This window comes from Clostridium sp., from assembly GCF_018372875.1.
In the GTDB taxonomy this organism is placed as follows: domain Bacteria; phylum Bacillota; class Clostridia; order Clostridiales; family Clostridiaceae; genus Clostridium.
Map to the genome: position 1 here is coordinate 203,832 of NZ_JAHAIF010000002.1, position 17,480 is coordinate 221,311.

General features: G+C 30.8%; 10 protein-coding genes. All 10 read right to left on the minus strand.

All coding sequences use genetic code 11. From position 1 onward, the window contains the following. Nucleotides 1-196: 196 nt before the first annotated feature. Complete coding sequence (locus KIB46_RS01610) at nucleotides 197-1,123, minus strand: Cna B-type domain-containing protein (RefSeq protein ID WP_291670292.1); 927 nt, start codon at nucleotides 1,121-1,123, stop codon at nucleotides 197-199. Nucleotides 1,124-1,127: 4 nt separating this feature from the next. Continuing rightward, complete coding sequence (locus tag KIB46_RS01615; protein ID WP_291670294.1) at nucleotides 1,128-1,979, minus strand: class C sortase; 852 nt, start codon at nucleotides 1,977-1,979, stop codon at nucleotides 1,128-1,130. A 77-nt stretch (nucleotides 1,980-2,056) separates the two neighbouring features. Beyond that, nucleotides 2,057-3,583: a SpaH/EbpB family LPXTG-anchored major pilin gene (locus KIB46_RS01620; RefSeq protein WP_291670296.1), complete on the minus strand. Its 1,527-nt coding sequence runs from the start codon at nucleotides 3,581-3,583 to the stop codon at nucleotides 2,057-2,059. Nucleotides 3,584-3,601: 18 nt separating this feature from the next. Continuing rightward, nucleotides 3,602-6,208 carry a collagen-binding domain-containing protein gene (locus KIB46_RS01625; protein ID WP_291670298.1) on the minus strand — a complete coding sequence of 869 codons (2,607 nt, stop codon included), beginning with the start codon at nucleotides 6,206-6,208 and terminating at the stop codon, nucleotides 3,602-3,604. Between the two features lie 202 nt (nucleotides 6,209-6,410). After that, entirely contained in the window at nucleotides 6,411-7,628 is a 1,218-nt protein-coding gene (locus KIB46_RS01630; RefSeq protein WP_291670300.1) for a BTAD domain-containing putative transcriptional regulator, read from the minus strand. Nucleotides 7,629-8,006: 378 nt separating this feature from the next. Next, complete coding sequence (locus KIB46_RS01635; RefSeq protein WP_291670302.1) at nucleotides 8,007-11,135, minus strand: IdeS/Mac family cysteine endopeptidase; 3,129 nt, start codon at nucleotides 11,133-11,135, stop codon at nucleotides 8,007-8,009. 463 nt (nucleotides 11,136-11,598) lie between these two features. Continuing rightward, on the minus strand, nucleotides 11,599-12,498 hold the full coding sequence (locus tag KIB46_RS01640) for an ROK family protein (RefSeq protein WP_291670304.1): 900 nt from the start codon (nucleotides 12,496-12,498) through the stop codon (nucleotides 11,599-11,601). A gap of 158 nt (nucleotides 12,499-12,656) precedes the next feature. Then, entirely contained in the window at nucleotides 12,657-13,541 is an 885-nt protein-coding gene (locus KIB46_RS01645; RefSeq protein WP_291670306.1) for an aldose 1-epimerase family protein, read from the minus strand. A gap of 354 nt (nucleotides 13,542-13,895) precedes the next feature. After that, the gene (locus tag KIB46_RS01650; protein WP_291670308.1) at nucleotides 13,896-14,021 is read right to left on the minus strand and encodes a hypothetical protein; all 126 of its coding nucleotides are present in this window, start codon (nucleotides 14,019-14,021) and stop codon (nucleotides 13,896-13,898) included. A 75-nt stretch (nucleotides 14,022-14,096) separates the two neighbouring features. Then, nucleotides 14,097-17,417, minus strand: a complete 3,321-nt coding sequence (locus KIB46_RS01655) for a hypothetical protein (protein ID WP_291670309.1) — start codon at nucleotides 17,415-17,417, stop codon at nucleotides 14,097-14,099. Nucleotides 17,418-17,480: the final 63 nt, after the last annotated feature.

The following is a 17,480-nucleotide window of genomic DNA, read 5'->3' on the forward strand; positions in this document are numbered from 1 at the left end:
ATCTCATCTCCCACTCTTCTGTCTCTTAAAAGTTGTTTGTTAACATTTCATTCATATCTTTAAAACTCTACATACAGTTCCATATTCCTCTAAATATCTTATGAATTTCCAGAAATTTTATAATTCCCTAGACCTTAAAAAAGGAAGTTAGTTTCCTAACTTCCTAATCTAAAATATATTTATTTACCCCTTATTTTTAATCCCTTTTTCTACAACACTTTACGTAAATCAGAAGTAACACCCCAGAAACTGCAAATAACATAAAATAAAATCCTATCCTCATTTTATCCCCTGTATCTGCAATGTCATAACTATCTCCATCACTATGAAACTCATTGGTAATGGTAATCTGATTTCCATTTCTTTCACTTGTCATAAGATAATTATCTGGAACCTTAATCTCCTCTACATTCCAAACAACATCCTTTGATAAATCAGTCCAAGTATATGACCAGTTATTAAGATTACTTAACTCCACTGTTTCCTTCAGCTGTCCATTTCCATATAAGCCCACTTCAATATAATCTGGACGCATTTTGTCTTTGTTATTATTATCTTTCCATATCTTCACAACAGATAATTCATCCATTTCCTTATGATATAAAACTTCATTTTTAGGATATGTTGTAACTTGATAATTTGAATTTCCATCCTTATCTTCAAAAGGAACCTGTATATAAAATGGTACAGAAGTTACTGTATATTCATGAGAATTTATTTGATTCTGCATAACAAAATAAATACCATCACTTACATCTGAAAATACAGCTTTTCCATTCTCATCTGTTGCTTTAACATCTAGAGGCTGAATAGAATTTTCTGCAATAAAACTCTTACAAAGACTAGCACTATCCTCTAAAGCATCAGAGTAAACCAATTTATCAATGGTTAATTCAAAATCTTTAAATGCATCTTCCATGACAATTTCCCTTCTTGAATCATCAGTAAAATATGCAATTTTATAAAGTTGAACATCTATGTTTTCCAATAGCTTTCCTTCATAGGTCTTATTAACTATTGTAATTGAGCCCTTATGAGCTGCTTTAACTGGCAATGAAAATGCAGTAAGGAACATTAATACAACAGTTAATAACTTTATATGCACACTATTTTGTTTCTTCATTTTCTTAGTTTTCCTCCTTTTTGCTTTCTTTTTTCTTCTTCTTAAAGATGATAAAGCCCACAATGCCAATAACAACAAATCCACTAACAAGTATCATCCATAACCAGTCATTTTTATGCTTTTCATAGGTGAAAGAATATTCCTCAGATGAAAAATCAAAATTAGGATCATATTCTCCACGGACAAGTAATCTATGAGTATTAATGCCATATGGTGTACATGTTATTAATGTTATATATGTTTTTCCCTCTTCAATCATTAAATCACTAGTTTCTTCTGGCAAAACTACCTTCCTTTGATTTATTCTATAGGCAAAAACCTGATCCATAGTGTGAATAAAGAAAACATCTCCATCTTTTAGCTCTTCTATTCCAGTAAACAATTCTTGGGAAGGTAATCCAGTGTGTGCAGAAAGCAAAGCATGTGAACTTTCTCCTGCAACAGGCAAGGATGAATTTTTAATTAATCCAACTCCTTTCTTTAACACTGCATCACTTGTTCCATAGTATATTGGAAGGTAAATATCCACACTAGGAATCTCTATATATCCAATCATTGCCCCTTCTTGTACCATGAAGAAATCTTTAAAATCACTGATGGATTTTCTAGAAATATTTTTTCCACTAAAGGGGTCTGCAGGGAATGCACCAGGTAATGAATTGTTATAATCATAAGCATCTTTCATTATTTTATCAATTTCCTCTTTATTATATTTTTCTACCTTGGTGTTATAATCACCTATTGTAGATATAGAAAATTGATTGTTAATAAAATTAGCCAAGCTTGGATAAGCCATTAAGCCTATACCCAAAACCATAATCAAAATAATAAATCCCATGATTAAACGTCTTTTCATACTAGCACACTCCCATAAAAACTACCATATAAGCCGATGATTCCTCATCGGCTCTTATACACATTTACAATTTTATTTTAAGCATTTTTACTTTTCTTTGAGTAAACTACTAACATTACACCTGCTAATAGAATTAGTGCTGCTCCACCAACCATAAAGATTGTTGTACCCATTCCTCCAGTTTCTGGTAAGTTGATACCTTTGTAGTTATATACATTAAATGAAATTGTTCCATTTTCTACTGTTACATTATCAACTATTTCATTATTACCATCTATAATCTCTACTTTACAATTTGCTTTATTCTTTGCATCAGCAGTAGTTTTAATAGTAATTGGTCCATCTAATAGGGCATATTCACTGTTAGGTGCTTCTATTTCAGTAATTGTGTAAGTACCTTCTGATAAACCTACAAATGATGCCTTACCATTTTTATCAGTTGTTACAGTTCCAACTACATTACCTGCATTATCTCTTATTTCAAATTTAGCACCAGCTAATACTGTTGTCTTATTACTACCATCTAGCTTAAGCAAATCAAGTCCATAAGTGTAAGTTTCTGTTTCGTCTGTAATAATACCACCTGTAGTACTTCCATCTGGAGATGTAGTATAATCCAACTTAGCTTGGTTTGTATTTGGATCATAAACTAAAGCATTTTCATTAATTTTAGCTGTATAAGTAATTGTAACAGGTTGTCCAACTAATGCAGCTGATTTTAATGTATCATAATTAAAATCAAATGTAGTTGTAGTAGTACCATCTGTATTCTTTGCAATATTAAATGTTTTAAAATATTCTGGTTTTTTCACACCATTTTCTATAACAGGAGTATTCCCAACCACAACATTAATTGAAGTTTCATTTAATGTTAAACCTTTTGACATTGTATCAGTTATTTTATAAGTTATGTCTTTATAATTAGGTGCGTAAGTAGGTACGAAAGATGTTATTTTATAGTTCTTTTCAGTACCAATTTGAGCTATATTATCATTTCCTTCTTCAACTGATTTATCAAGTGTAAGTTCAGAATCCTTAGGGAAAATACTTACATTTTCATCTTTAGTGATATTAATTAACATTGCCTGTGAAGGTACACGCCCTGAATTTCCATTAGGTGTAATTGTTGTTTCATTTTCTAATACTAAATAATATCCTTGATCTAATTCTAATTTAGTATTACCACTTAATTCTGTAGCAGAGATTTTATTTGCTAAAATAAACTCAGCAAGTGCTTTTGTAAGATCTTGCATTTCTGGACTTTGTTTATATTCATCTTTGCTATCATCTGTACGTAATTGGTCAGAAGAGATAACTACTGTTCCATCTTTTAAAATACCTTTATCACTTTCAAAGGTATAACCCTTACTTCCATTAAATAAATTTTTAAAATTATCATTTACTGAATAAATAGCAATATCCTCATTTCCAATTGTTTCTGTTTTAGAATCTAAAATTTTGTATAGCTCATATGTAGCTCCTTCTCTATTTATCTGTAAAGAGCCCTTTCCTACTACACTTGCAGCTGTAAATGTAGGTGAAATTATGCCTACCATCATAGCCACAGATACCACTAATACACTTACCTTTTTTAATAATTTCATTTTATTTTCCTCCCTTTCTTACTTAAAACATACTTTTTTTCTATTATTCTTACACTTGATTTCATATACTGTTAACATTACAAGCCCTAAACAAGTAAGTAAGAACCCCATTTTTTTATATCTATCATTTGGTGTTCCACCTGTTTCTGGAACATCAATTTTAGGCGTATTTTCAATTGCAAATTCTAACTGAATACTTGAATCAGTAGATGTATGATTAATGTTTACTTTCTCCATGCTATCATTAGGAACTTTTTCATTACCCATTAATTGATAATAGCTTCCATTACTATCAACATGAATAAATATAAATTCACTATTGATTACAAACCCCTCAGGATTTTTTGTTTCTTGTATAACATAATCACCAATAGGCAAGTCTTTTATTTTTAACAATCCCACACTGTCTTTACCAGTTTCTGAACCATCTGTTAATAATGTTTCCTTGTCCCCATTTTCATTAAATACATAATAACCATTATTTAATGTAAATTTTAATGGTGCATTTAAATCACTTGATTTAAATAGTTTAAATTCTGCACCAGATAGATAGTCATTATTACCAGTGCTACTCTTCTTCTGTATAGTCAAGTCTACTGAGTCCACTTGATTTTTAACAGTGATGCACCCAAGAATAATTCCATTATTATTTTCATAGCTTACAGTAGCATTGCTTGGTACATCTATTTCTTTTGCATAATAAGTAAAGTCATATTTTACTATCTTTCCATCTTCCTCTAGGATTTTTGATGAGAAATATTGATTTCCTATTAAGGTTTGCTTCCAGTCATTCTCCTCATTTAGTGTAACCTTTTCTACCAAGGTATTATTTTTTAAATCATTAATGTCTACATTATCTACAACAGTACCTTCAGTTGGCTGAAAAGCTTCATCTTTAGTTGCTTTTCTATGAATTTCAACTGATACTGGCTTCCAATATTGCTTGTCCAACTCATTTCCTTCTGTGTCAGTCCACTTCTTTTGAACCTTAAGATCTCGAAAATTGTTATACAATACATCACTACCATTCATATCATGCTTTATTGTACATTCCTTATCATCATAAAAGCCTTCAAGCTTTGCTGACATATTAACACCACCTACTGTGCTGGTTGATGGTAAAACATTAAATTTAGAATAATACACATTATCATTTTTAATGTACTGAGTGTTGGTATATTCTTCTGAAATTTTGAAAATATACTCCCCTCGTTCTGTTAAACCTGAAAGATCAAATGTAACTAAACCATTTGAAGTATTTTCAGCATACTGAATTGGAATATTCCCTGCAGTTTCAGGCTTTGAGATATTTTCTATTTTAAATTTAAACACTTCCTTCTCATTTGGTATTGATCCATTTACTGTTTTTCTAAATCCCAATAAAGACTTAACATTAAATGGCCACATATGTCCTTCTGCACCTGATGTAATACTATTGGCAATCATAGTACCATTATAATCACCAGTACCTATTTGAACATGAGCTTTGGGTGCTACTAAATGTCCAACATATTTCTTAAGACCACCCACCACATCAATCTTAGTTGCATTAGGGAAAAAACCAACAATATTAAAGGCCTCTTCAACCTCAATAGAATCAAATTGATAAGCAGGCTTTATATTTCCTTCTCCATTAATAGCTAAATCATCTCCTAATTTATCAGAAACTGATTTAAATATAGCTGGCATATTAAATTCTCCAGCATCTAAGATACTTATAAATGTTGTCATATTACCTACTTCATTTAAGTTTTCATAATCATAAATAATATAATTAATATCTTTAACTGAAGAAATTTCGAAGTTATATCCAAGCTTTAAACGAATTCCATAATTAAAACCTTCTCCTCCATAATACTCCAAGGTATATCCTTCTTTTTCAACAACTCCACCTTTAGGTAAACTTTTCATTTCTTCTATATCTTTATCAGTAATTGCAATTTTCTTCATGTAATGTCCTGTTACATCAATCCCTTGAAAATCTTTTAAGTCTTGAATTTGCTGAGTAATTTTTGCTTTTGCTACTTCCATATCAATATATTTATAATTATCATTTGTATAATAATAATTGTAATACGTATTACCAGATTCTTCCATGTATCTTTTTTTCTGGTTCCCTTCTATGTTTCCATTAATAAACAGTGGCATATTAGACTCTGTTTTAATTGTCTCTCCATTCTCAGCGCTCCCCCCAATATAACAAGGAACTGTATGTGGATAAACTACATTTGGTGTAGTTCCACCTTTTGGTGTAGTTCCACCTATAGAAACCTTAACCTTTCCCCCAGCTGCAACTGGACCAACAATATGTGTACCTACATAAGAATCAAATGTAAAGGCATTATATTTAGCTAATATATTAAATATATCGTAGCTTTCACCAAAATCACCAAAGGTATATCTATTTAGCTCCCCCTCATTTGAGTGATCTCTGTTAGTTTCATCTCTCCAAATTTTATAACCCTCTGGATAAATTCCTAATGATAAATCTGGGTTTTCTCCATAATGTTCATAAGTTCTTGCTATATCACCTTTTCCTTCTGCCAACACGGAAATACTACCAGACAACATCACTACCATGCAAAGTATGGCTACTAATATTCTTTTCATCTTATTACTTTTCATGGTTTTTCCCCCAATCATTTTCTATTTGCTCAATATTTATTAAACCCTAACAAACAATTACATTTTTAACTTTTATAGATATAATATATTAGCAAAAAGTCACATGACGGTCACAAATAAGGTGAAGTGGATATTTATTTTGCTTAGTCACATCAAAAAAAGAACTGGAATATTTCCAGTTCTAAATAATAATATTATTAATTTATATATCATCAATTTCACAAATACTATATTGTAATATCACTTTATTTGTTTTTTCCATTTTATAAAACTGATCCTTTAACCGTTCAATAACCACCTTGGCATCTTCATATTTGCAAGCTGGAAGCATTACTAAAAACTGATTCACACTATATTTGCAAATAACATCACTAGACCTCGTGCAACTAAGCAAGGTTGTTTTTAAAATATCCATATCTTCTCTTATAACACTAATATATTTCTCATCTTCTTTTGATATTTGAAAATTAGGATATAAACTAATTAATGCCAGGTGAATAGAAATTCCCATCCTTTTGCCACTACGTGATTCTAATATATATATTTTCCTAAATACTCCATATTCACACAAAAATGCTCCAGTGGGAAGTTTTTGTTCTTTCAATTCTTCTTTAATAACATCTATATTACTTTCATGGTCATGCTGTATCTGTTGTAGCTTTTCATAAATCTCCTGCATTTCTTTTGAAGGGCGTACCCCTATTACATCATATAAATATTTTGATGTCATTTTATAATGTTCTGAAGCTAATTTTTGTTTGTTATTGGCAATTAAAGCTCTCATCATAAAACAATGAATTTCTTCATCTGATGAATCTGTCTTTAAAGCTTTTTGACATATCTCTTCCACTTCTGAATATCTCTTTTCTTCCTCCATAAGTCTTAATAACTTTTTTACTGTATCAAAATACATAGAATGATAGTATGTTGCCATAGATATTACCCAATATTCCTCTGATAACTTAGGAAGAAATACTCCTTGGTATAATTCAATTGCCTTTTTTCCCATGCACAATTGTTCTTCTACACTTTCAGCATTAATCATATTCTTACAGCAATATTCAAATTTTTCTGTATCTACATTTAAAATAATTTCTGGATTCCAGGTATATGTACCCTTTCCTGTTAATATAAACTCATACTCACCCCATACTTTTTTTAAGCAATTTCTAAGTCTATACATTAAATTTTTTAAGGCTCCAGTTGGGTTTTCACTTTCATTTTCTGACCATAGATTATCTATAAGTTCCTGAGCTGTTATTCTTTTGTTTCTATTACATAACATATAAGTAAATAACCTTGTGAGCATCTCTGAACGAATACTCTCTGTATTTAACATGCCATTTTCATTTGATATTCGAAACTCTCCAAACATTCTTACATTCAGTTCAAGATATAATTCACGCTTTTTCTTCTTCATAATGGCCTACTCTCCCCATAAGCTAATACTTGCCTTTTATACCTTATTTTTATTATTAAAATTCTATATATAATCCCATATTCCTCCTAAATATTTTATTATTTTCCAAATATCTTGTATAAAAAAGTTGGGGTGGATATTTATTTTGCTTGTTCCGTCGCAAGCTCCAAGTCACATCAAAACAAATATCCACCCCACCCCTACTAAAGGTAAGGAAATTATAAAATTACTATCCTTTATTTTATATTTTTTAATATGAAAATGTAATAATACCTTTGATTTATAGCTAATTGAAACTTTATAATTTCCTAGACAGTAAAAAAGGAAGTTAGTTTCCTAACTTCCTAGCACTTACTTTTAGTATCTTTGTTATTATATTTAATTTTTAAGTTTATTTCGATTTCTCAAATAAAAAACAGCAAGAAAAATAGAAATAGAGACAAAAGAAAATGCTAATAACATTTTTAAAAGAATTTTATTATTTCCATTTTCATTTTTATTTTCATCTATCTGCTCTTCTTTAGAATCTTTTTGTATAGTCTCATTATCTGTACTATTTGAATCATTAGAGCTTACTATAGTATTTTCCGTCATTGCTTCATATTTTTTATTAATAATAGTCATCTTACCGCTTACATAAACAATATTATAATTTTCACTGTTAGTTAAATTACTACCACTAATTATAATTTCATACTCACCAATTTCATTTGTATCTTTTACAGAAGTAGTCATTGTTGGCTCTAAAATAAGTCTATCACCATTTACTAAACCTTCTACTTTATAAGTAAGTTCTGGAATTTCACAACCTTTTATAATATTTAATTTATCTTCTGCTGTAATTGTTAATACTTTTTTATCTACCTCTACTGGAATAGATGATATTGCTTCCTTATAATTTTCATCTCCATGCTTTTTTGCAGTTATTATTACATTTCCAGCCTTATGAATAGTAGCAATATTTCCTGAAATACTAATAATACTAGAATCAGAACTTTCAAATATCACTTCTCCACTACCATTTCCTCCTTTTGTATAAAGAGTAAATGGTTTATCACCATATATTTTTGAACCAATTGGATCAATTGCAAAATTTTCTTGAGTCTTCTTACTAATATCAACACTTATTTCTTCACTAAATGCTGAGTTATAGTTTTTATCTCCACTATATACTGCTTTTACTTTATACAACTGTTCAGGCATGCCTGTCCAAGTATATGTTGCCACTCCATTTTTAATAGAAACAGATGTTGCACCTTCAATATCTGAATCAATACCATCTGTGCAATTGACAAACCTTACTGTACCTGTGACATTATCTCCATTTCCAACTTTATCTATTGATGCAGTTAAAACTATTTTACTAGAACCTATATCATCTGAAATCCTTGAAGTTAAATTTACTTTAGTATTAGCCTTAGTTACTTTAACTTTTACATTGCTTGTTCTAGATTGAATTGTTTCATAGTTTTTCAATGTATAAGCATTTGGTGTAAATACTACACTATAACCCTTATTTTCTACAGTTGGAACAATATTTTCATTATCCCATTTAAAACTTCCATATTGTGTACTACCTCCAGTTAAAACACTATCTGATAGCTTCTGACCATAAATTAGATTACTTGCAGTTGGATAATTAATAGATGGAGCTGGTGCCTTTAGAATATTAATCTCATATGTTGCAGTTGCACTGTTGTATACTTCATCACCTAATTTAGTTGCTGTAATAGTTGCTGTACCTGCGCCTACAATAGTTGCCTTATTTCCACTTATAGAAATCACGTCATTTTTATCACAAGAATAGATAACTTCACCATTACCACTACCTCCAGTTACTTCAAGCGTAAAACTTCCATCACCAAACTTTTTACCTGTAACTGGCTTAATATAAAGTTTGCTCTGGTCAATCTTAGAAATATTTACACTTAATACATCACTGATAGAGTCCATATAATTTTTACCTATACCTTCAGTTGATGGATAAAATTCAGCTGTAACACTATGGTTTCCTACACTAGGGTTGGTCCAATAATAACTTGCCTCACCATCTGATACATTAATATCACTTGCAATTACCCTATCTCCATCCTTAAATGTAATGGTTCCATCTGGCTTTTCATCATTTAAGCCAGATACATTAGCTTTAAGTATTACTGTATTGCTATTTTTATCAGACTGAGTATGGTAACTAAGATTAAGTTTAGGTTGTGCTTTCTTAATAACAAATGTCTTAGTATGTTCCTTTGGCAATTCATATTTATTAGCTGCTGACCCACTCAAAACTGCTGTTGCAGTGTAAGTACCTGCATCTGTTTCCTCACCTTTTACGGAAACTGTTACATCATCACCCTCTGCTATATTTGTTGCAGTAACTGTAGGTTTTTGTGCCTTGCCGTTATATGTAAAATCAGTATCTCCCCATACAAGATCAACTGCCTTTTTAGATATATTTAGCTTGTCCTCCCATATTTCTTTTCCCAATGATAGGACTTGCAAGTTTTCTATTACACTTCCTCCTCTACTAACATGAGTAGAAATTACTGGCTTTCCTCCTGAATTTCTAACCATATATCGTACCATTCCCTGACCTTTATCATCATCTGAATCAGATAAGTATACAGCACTTATTTGGCCATTTAAGTCAAATTCTGCTCCCCAAAGGGTAACAACGTGTGATATTCTTCCCATACTATAATCCATAAGAACTATATTTCCTTCTAGAAAAAGTTGTTTTAAATCCTTAGCTAAAGTGTCATAACTCCAACTGTAATTACGTCTTTGGGTCAACAAAGTAGTTCCAAATATATCGTAGAAAAATCCCCCTCTTGGATCTGGGCCACTTGTTAAAAGCTTCTCTCTATCAGCATCTGAGTCATTTGTGCCTCCATTTGTTTTGGGATAATAACCATTTATAAATTGATCTTCCAATATATCAGACCAGTATCCTTCTTTTTTGTATGCAAATTGTTTAAGAAATAGTTTGTATACTTCACTATCCTGCTGACTTTTAAATGAATCTCTAAGATTAGATAGTTCTTTAGCTTTAGAGTAATCTGGATTTTCAGCTAAATATTTATCAATATAATTGGAATTCTGAGCAAGCCACCAGTGAAGTGCATTTGAAGCTGCTGCTGCAAAACATAGATTTAAGTCTTGCACTCTGTTTTCAGTTTTATTAACATCATACCATCCTTTACCTGCACTATAAGGAGCTTTGTACTCAATATATGCAACCTCTCCATTTACATTAGTTGTCTCTTTACGAAATTCACTATCTGTCCCCCCCATTTTAGGTGGGTTGATACCTTTTGTCCAAATGATAGTCTTTAATTTTCCATCTTCTTCATTTTTATATTGAGTAACTACATTTCCATTTTGTGAAAGTTCTTCTTTTATTTTATCTGAGCTTTCATCATAAGATGCTATTGTATTTTGTACTTCTTTTTCATCTTCTATAGCATATATCTTTAGTGTATTCATTTGAAATACCATAATAAATGCCATAAAAATAGAAATACTCTTTTGTGTCAATTTTTTATTAATCTTATTCGCCTCCTCACGTGATATTATCTGTTAAGTTATATAAAATTATTGTTATAATTTTCATAACATCCTAACATTTTTCTTTATTTTTTATACCACATGATGCCATTAGAAGTAAATACTTTCAAATACTTTTCTATTATAAATAAATACTTAATTAGAATAAAAATAACTGGGCTGTATCAAAACTATAAATTATTCTGATACAGCCCATGACGATAATTTTTTTAATTTTATAAATTGCAATAACAAATTGAACTATTCTGTATTTATGATTTAAACACTTGAAGTTACTTAAGTTAATATTTGAGTGATCCATAGTGATTATCCTCCGTGTATGTTTTTGTTTAACGATTAAATCATAATACAGAATAATCAACTATGGATTTTTTATTAGTTCAATTTCATTTTACAATTAGCCATCTTAATCTTTGTATTTATTTTTTGTTAATAATCCTGCTCCAACTAAACCTGCATCGTCACCTATTTGAGCTAATCTTATATCAACATTTACTCCATCATAAACCATCTTTTTAGTTTCTTCAATAATTCCACATAAATATTCAGGATTATTTATTATAACTGACCCACCAAGAACAATTACATCAGGATCTACTGTTGTAATTATATTAGACATTGCTTTAGCAACATTTACTTGCCATTCCTTTAATACATTATCACAAATTTTGTTTCCTTCTTTCGCTCTCTGGAACACTTCCTTTGTCGTAACATATTCTCCTAATCTTTCACTAGCTATTCTAGCAATATTTACTCCACTACATTGCCCCTCAACTCCACCACAATTCATATTAGAATGCTTATATTTATCATCATTTATAATCATATTACCTACTTCTGCTGCAATACTATTTGCTCCACCTATAATTTCTCCTTTATAGATAAAGCCGCCTCCTACACCTGTTGAAAGTGTAATATAATAAACACATTCTTTGCCTTTTCCAGCTCCAATTAAAGCTTCACTTAATGCTGCCATATTAGCATCATTATTTACTTCAACTGGCAAATTAAAGGCTCTCTCTAAATAGGATTTAATATTAAAATATTCCCAAGATGAAAGGTTCGGAGTAACTAAAATAACTCCTCTTTTAATATCTAATGGACCAGGGCATCCAAGGCCTATGGATTTTATTTTTTTATTTTCCCATCTTTCCTTAATGCCTAAAACCAGCTTATCTATATTATATTCAGGCCCCTTAATAACCTCATTATCTACCTTAAACTTTTCAAGGATTTTTCCATCTTCATCTATAAGAGCTGCTCTTAAGTTTGTTCCACCTATATCAATACCTAAATAATAACTCATAACTTCCTCCTACACATAATTTTTATAATAATCAATTTCAAATCTTCTCTATCTAAAAACAAATTACATTTATACATTGCCTTAAACTTAGACTATCAATTAAATTTTGATATAATTTAGTCCTTCTAAAAACTCATACATGAAATATTAAGTTCAACTTAATTTCCTATTATGCTTACAGAATAGCCAATATCAAATTTCTGGTTCTTATCTAAAGTTATTATATATGGCTTGTCCTTAAAAACTTCTCCATCTGTAGTCATGGCAGGTAATCCATGCCAAGGTTCTAAACAAATATAAGGAGCCTTCTTTTTTGGAAAAGTCCATAATGCTAATACTGGAAATTTATCAAAGCAAAATCTAATTCCCTGATTTTTTTTGTTATGTTTAAGAGAAATCAAGTGTGATTCTATTTTATCAAATATGATTGCCCCCTTATCAAAGTCCTCATATTTCAGTGGCAATATATTAGTATTTTCTAAATAATGTATAGCTGACCCTTTATCAAATGCTTCATCATTAGGAGGATTAAAGGCTTCCCCCCTAATTTCTCTATCAAATATAATAGAATAGTCTTCAAAACTTTCATCCTCTTTTAAAGGTACTCTAAATCCCACATGACCTCCAATGCAAAAATGAATTGGCTTATTATCTATGTTCTTTACACAATATGAGGTTTTAAAGCCATCTTCTATTAACTCATGCTTTATATATAGCTCAAATTCAAAAGGATACACTTTAGAAATTTCCTCATTACTTTTAAGTAAAAATACTATATAGTTGCTTCCTCTATCAGCCACTGTAAAATCACTATTTCGAGCAAATCCATGCTTATTCATTGTGAAACTTTTTCCTTCTATCTTAGTCACATTTTTTTTCAAAGTCCCTATAATAGGGAAAAGATGAGGAGAACGACCTATCCAGTACTTTTTGTCACCTCCCCATAAATAATCTAATCCATCTCCATCTTTGTAAGATATTAGTTCACCCCCAAATGAATCCACTATGGCAGTAAATTCATTTAGTTTTAACGTATATAACATAAACATTTCCCTCCTAGAAATTAAAAAATATTCTTTTTAAGGTTAAAAGCCAAAATTTTCCATGTTTTTCTAACCCTTTTTTCGTAAAATGAGCACTATTTGTTATACGATTATCCCCAAGAAGCTCATCTGTATTAGGTCCTAATATAATATTAGTACAATTACAACAATTTTTTTGAGCCTTTAGTATAACTTTTTCATTATTAGTCTGTGCCTTTGGATGATAAGCAACATTTGCTATTACCCGAGGCTCCTACTCCCATATCCACCTCAGGTCCAATATCACAGGGTTGCGGATCCTCACAATTAACCCACCTGTTAATTTGTGGGTTCAAAGATAAAACTCTAGGATCACTACTTTTTGTTAAGGTATCTCCAAATATAAATAACCTCTATTGGTATTATAGCTTTATTTTCACTATTTCTTTGATAAACTGAAGGGCTTAATGGTTTACTAATAATTGTACAACGAGGCTTCATTTTAATATTCCTCCTTAAAAAAGACCATATTAGGAAGTTACTTAAATCTTCTTAATATGATCTTTTCATTTAAATTTATTTATCCTTTAAACTTATAGGCTTTTTTCTGCCAAGGAAAAGTATTACAAATCCTGCAAACATACTTAATACATAAGGTAGTGTTGATACTGTATCACCTGTTTTGGGTGTATCTACATTTTCATTTGATTCATCATCAGGATCTATTGGTTTTACGTCAGGATCTGTTGGCTTCTCATCCATCTTAACTGAAGTATGAGCAATCCTTGAGCTAGGTTTTGATCCTCCTCCATTATTAGCTCCTGCAGTATAATACATGTGTAAGGTATTATCTTCCTCATAAAACCAAGCATCTGCTGATCTGTTTAAATCAGGTTCTTCTATAACTGAATCATATAGTGTACCAATTCTCTTTGACGTTTTGAAATCATCACTTATAGATTGAATCTCTATATCTCCTTTTGAATTATGAAATACAATATATTTTTTGTTATCCCATATCATTAACCTTGGTGATGCAATATTCCCTTTATCCTTATCTATTGGTGTGATTAATGCCTCTTCATTTACTTCCCAATCTAATCCATCATTAGAAGTTGCATAATTAACTTGTCTCTTTCCGCCTTTGTTTCCGGTTATTAGCATTGTGTATTTATTTCCATTATTAGCTATTTCATTTTCATAAACGCTTACTTGATAAGCTTGACTACTCTTTCCATTAAAATCACTTAAATCTATAACTTTCTTTTCAAATTTGAAGTTAATACCATCTTTAGAAGTAGCCAACATTACTGAATTCTTAGCATGACTATAGTACATATTAAGTTCATTAGTCATCTTATTCCATATTGGAGCTGCACCTGTCACCTCTCCACTTAAGTCACCACTTAAAGATCTAGTTATAATTGGTTCTCCGTTATTATATGGAGTCCATGGTCCTTCAGGGCTTGGAGCTGTAGCTAGAGCAATTCCTCCACTTTGACTTGCATAGCTAAAATACATGTAATATTTATCAATAGGTTCTTCAAAATATTTTTCTGCTTTAATTACTGAAGGAAGCTCAATATTTGTTCCTGTTCTTCCTGTTAATTCATCACTATCTAAAATTATTTCACCAGTTTCAAATTCAGGTAAATCTACATCCTCAAAAATTTCTATAGTTAATACATCACTAGTTACGCTTTTATTACTATAAGTTGCAGTAACAGATAACTCCACTGTTCCTGGAGCCAAAGCAATTAAATTCCCATTTTCATACTTTAGTAAATTTTCATTACTACTATTAAATTTAAGCTCCACATTTTTTAAATCTGAAATACTATTATCCTTTAATAATACTTCAACTTGTGCTTTTACAGTTTCACCAGCTACTAAACTTGGCTTATTGATTTTTAAAGAAACATATTTAATTTCTTTTTTCTCTTCATCACTTAGTTCTTTTGCATGAATTATATTGGCATGAAGACGCTTGCCTCCCTCATAAAACATGTGCCAAACACCATTATCATCTTTCATAAATACAGGTGCACCAGCTCTTGTATAGTCTGGGAAATCATCGGATGAATCATACATTACTCCCCAATGAATTTCTTTATCTAGACTCTCTCCAACCTCAACTGAATATATATTACCTGTACTTCCATGACATATTACGTAATATCTACCTTCCCATTCCATAAAATATGCCCCAGATACATTGTTAGCATAATTCATATTTGGATCACTGTCTGGAGATACCAATGGTTCCTTTACAGCAGTCCAATTTATTCCATCCTTTGAATGAGCATAATAGATTTTTCTCATATTCGCTTTGTTATTCACCATAATTGTCATGATATACTTATTACCTAAGCCAGGAATTTCGTGTTCTACAACACGTGCATAGCTTGCTTCTGTCAATCCTGTACCTGTTGGTGAAAAATCATTAGCTTTCACTGCTTCCCCACCATATGTCCAATTTACTAAATCATCTGATGTAGCATATCTTGTTACTGTATTCTCTCCATGAAAATACATAAAATACTTATTATAAGTAGAATTCCACATTACATCTGGAGACGAAACATGACTTACATTATAATAGTATTTTCCACTTTCATCTTTCCAACTCTTAGAAATAATAGGATTACTTTCATATTCAGTCCAAGGACCATCTAAAGTTGGTGCCGTAGCTAAACATATTCCTGCTGGAGCATCATGTGGAGCATAGAACATATAGTAACGGTCTATTGGATTTTTTATTGGATGAACTTTTGTATCTACAATTGATGGAAAGTTAAATTCTTCTGTTGGATTATACTTATAATCCTCCATTTCTATAATCTCATCTACTGAATAGAACTTTGGAAAAACTGGTGCTTCCAAGTTTTCAGATATTGTATATAAATCAGAATTTCTTGATAGACCATCAGCTTTAACTTGTACATAGTATTTTCCTTTTGAAAGGGAAGCTGGCAAAGTTAAATCTACCTCACCTTTATTATTCATAATAGTTCCTGTGTTTCTTATTCCGTTAACTGGTACATTTTTTGAATCTACAAGTATAGCTTCAAAAACTGTACCATCATCAATTAAATTAGTTTTAATTGATGTGTTTATAGTCTCTTCCTTTCCCTCTTTATGATTGTAAGAGGAAAGCAATATCTCTGATATTTCTTTACGTTCTTCTGGTTCGATAAGGCCTGTCCCTGCTTTTACTGATTTAACATCTAAATTACAAAGATTTCCCACATCTGCTCCTAACCTTATTAAATCTCCATCTTTCATTTTTTTAGCAGATACATTCTCGAATACTTTATTATTATCAATGTATAAAGTAAAATCTCTATCTCCAGTAGTTTTATCTCGTTCTCCAACTAGAAATGTATATTCATGCCAAATAGAAGTATCTATATTAACTGTAAGATCATCGCCATTACCATTAATTGCTGTAACCTTACCTGTATTTTTATCTCCGTAGGTTAAAAATATCTTTGCGATTCTTCCATTCTCATTATTATCAATACCCTTAGCCCTTATTGATATTTCACTTCCAATACCAGTTACATCGGCTGGAACTCTTGCTTCTACCTTAACTGTAAAAGCCCCATTATCAGGCAAATCTAGTTTTGTAGGTGAGGCAAGCCATAAGTATTTTCCTTTTTCATCCTCAGCTAAGGTTGATTTGGAGATATTCGCAACCCCCTCTTCTTGATTAAACTCTACTTTACCATCACCTGCACCAATAGTTCTCCAATCACCTAAGTTTAACATGTTCTTATTTATTATATTCCATACATCCTGTTGTCCAATGTTATAAGCATAAACATGTGTAAAATTAAAAAATATCATTATTACAAGGGAAAGTATACTTGCTCTTTTAAAAATACTTTTCTTCATATTTCTCTCCTTTAGATTTTTTCAATATTCTTTACAAATCATTATTAGTATTGTTAACATTAG

Bases quoted from the DNA above. Each gene is read 5' to 3' on its own strand.
- KIB46_RS01610 (WP_291670292.1), bottom strand. From the start codon at position 1,123: ATGAAGAAACAAAATAGTGTGCATATAAAGTTATTAACTGTTGTATTA.
- KIB46_RS01615 (WP_291670294.1), bottom strand. From the start codon at position 1,979: ATGAAAAGACGTTTAATCATGGGATTTATTATTTTGATTATGGTTTTG.
- KIB46_RS01620 (WP_291670296.1), bottom strand. From the start codon at position 3,583: ATGAAATTATTAAAAAAGGTAAGTGTATTAGTGGTATCTGTGGCTATG.
- KIB46_RS01625 (WP_291670298.1), bottom strand. From the start codon at position 6,208: ATGAAAAGTAATAAGATGAAAAGAATATTAGTAGCCATACTTTGCATG.
- KIB46_RS01630 (WP_291670300.1), bottom strand. From the start codon at position 7,628: ATGAAGAAGAAAAAGCGTGAATTATATCTTGAACTGAATGTAAGAATG.
- KIB46_RS01635 (WP_291670302.1), bottom strand. From the start codon at position 11,135: ATGGCATTTATTATGGTATTTCAAATGAATACACTAAAGATATATGCT.
- KIB46_RS01640 (WP_291670304.1), bottom strand. From the start codon at position 12,498: ATGAGTTATTATTTAGGTATTGATATAGGTGGAACAAACTTAAGAGCA.
- KIB46_RS01645 (WP_291670306.1), bottom strand. From the start codon at position 13,541: ATGTTATATACGTTAAAACTAAATGAATTTACTGCCATAGTGGATTCA.
- KIB46_RS01650 (WP_291670308.1), bottom strand. From the start codon at position 14,021: ATGAAGCCTCGTTGTACAATTATTAGTAAACCATTAAGCCCTTCAGTT.
- KIB46_RS01655 (WP_291670309.1), bottom strand. From the start codon at position 17,417: ATGAAGAAAAGTATTTTTAAAAGAGCAAGTATACTTTCCCTTGTAATA.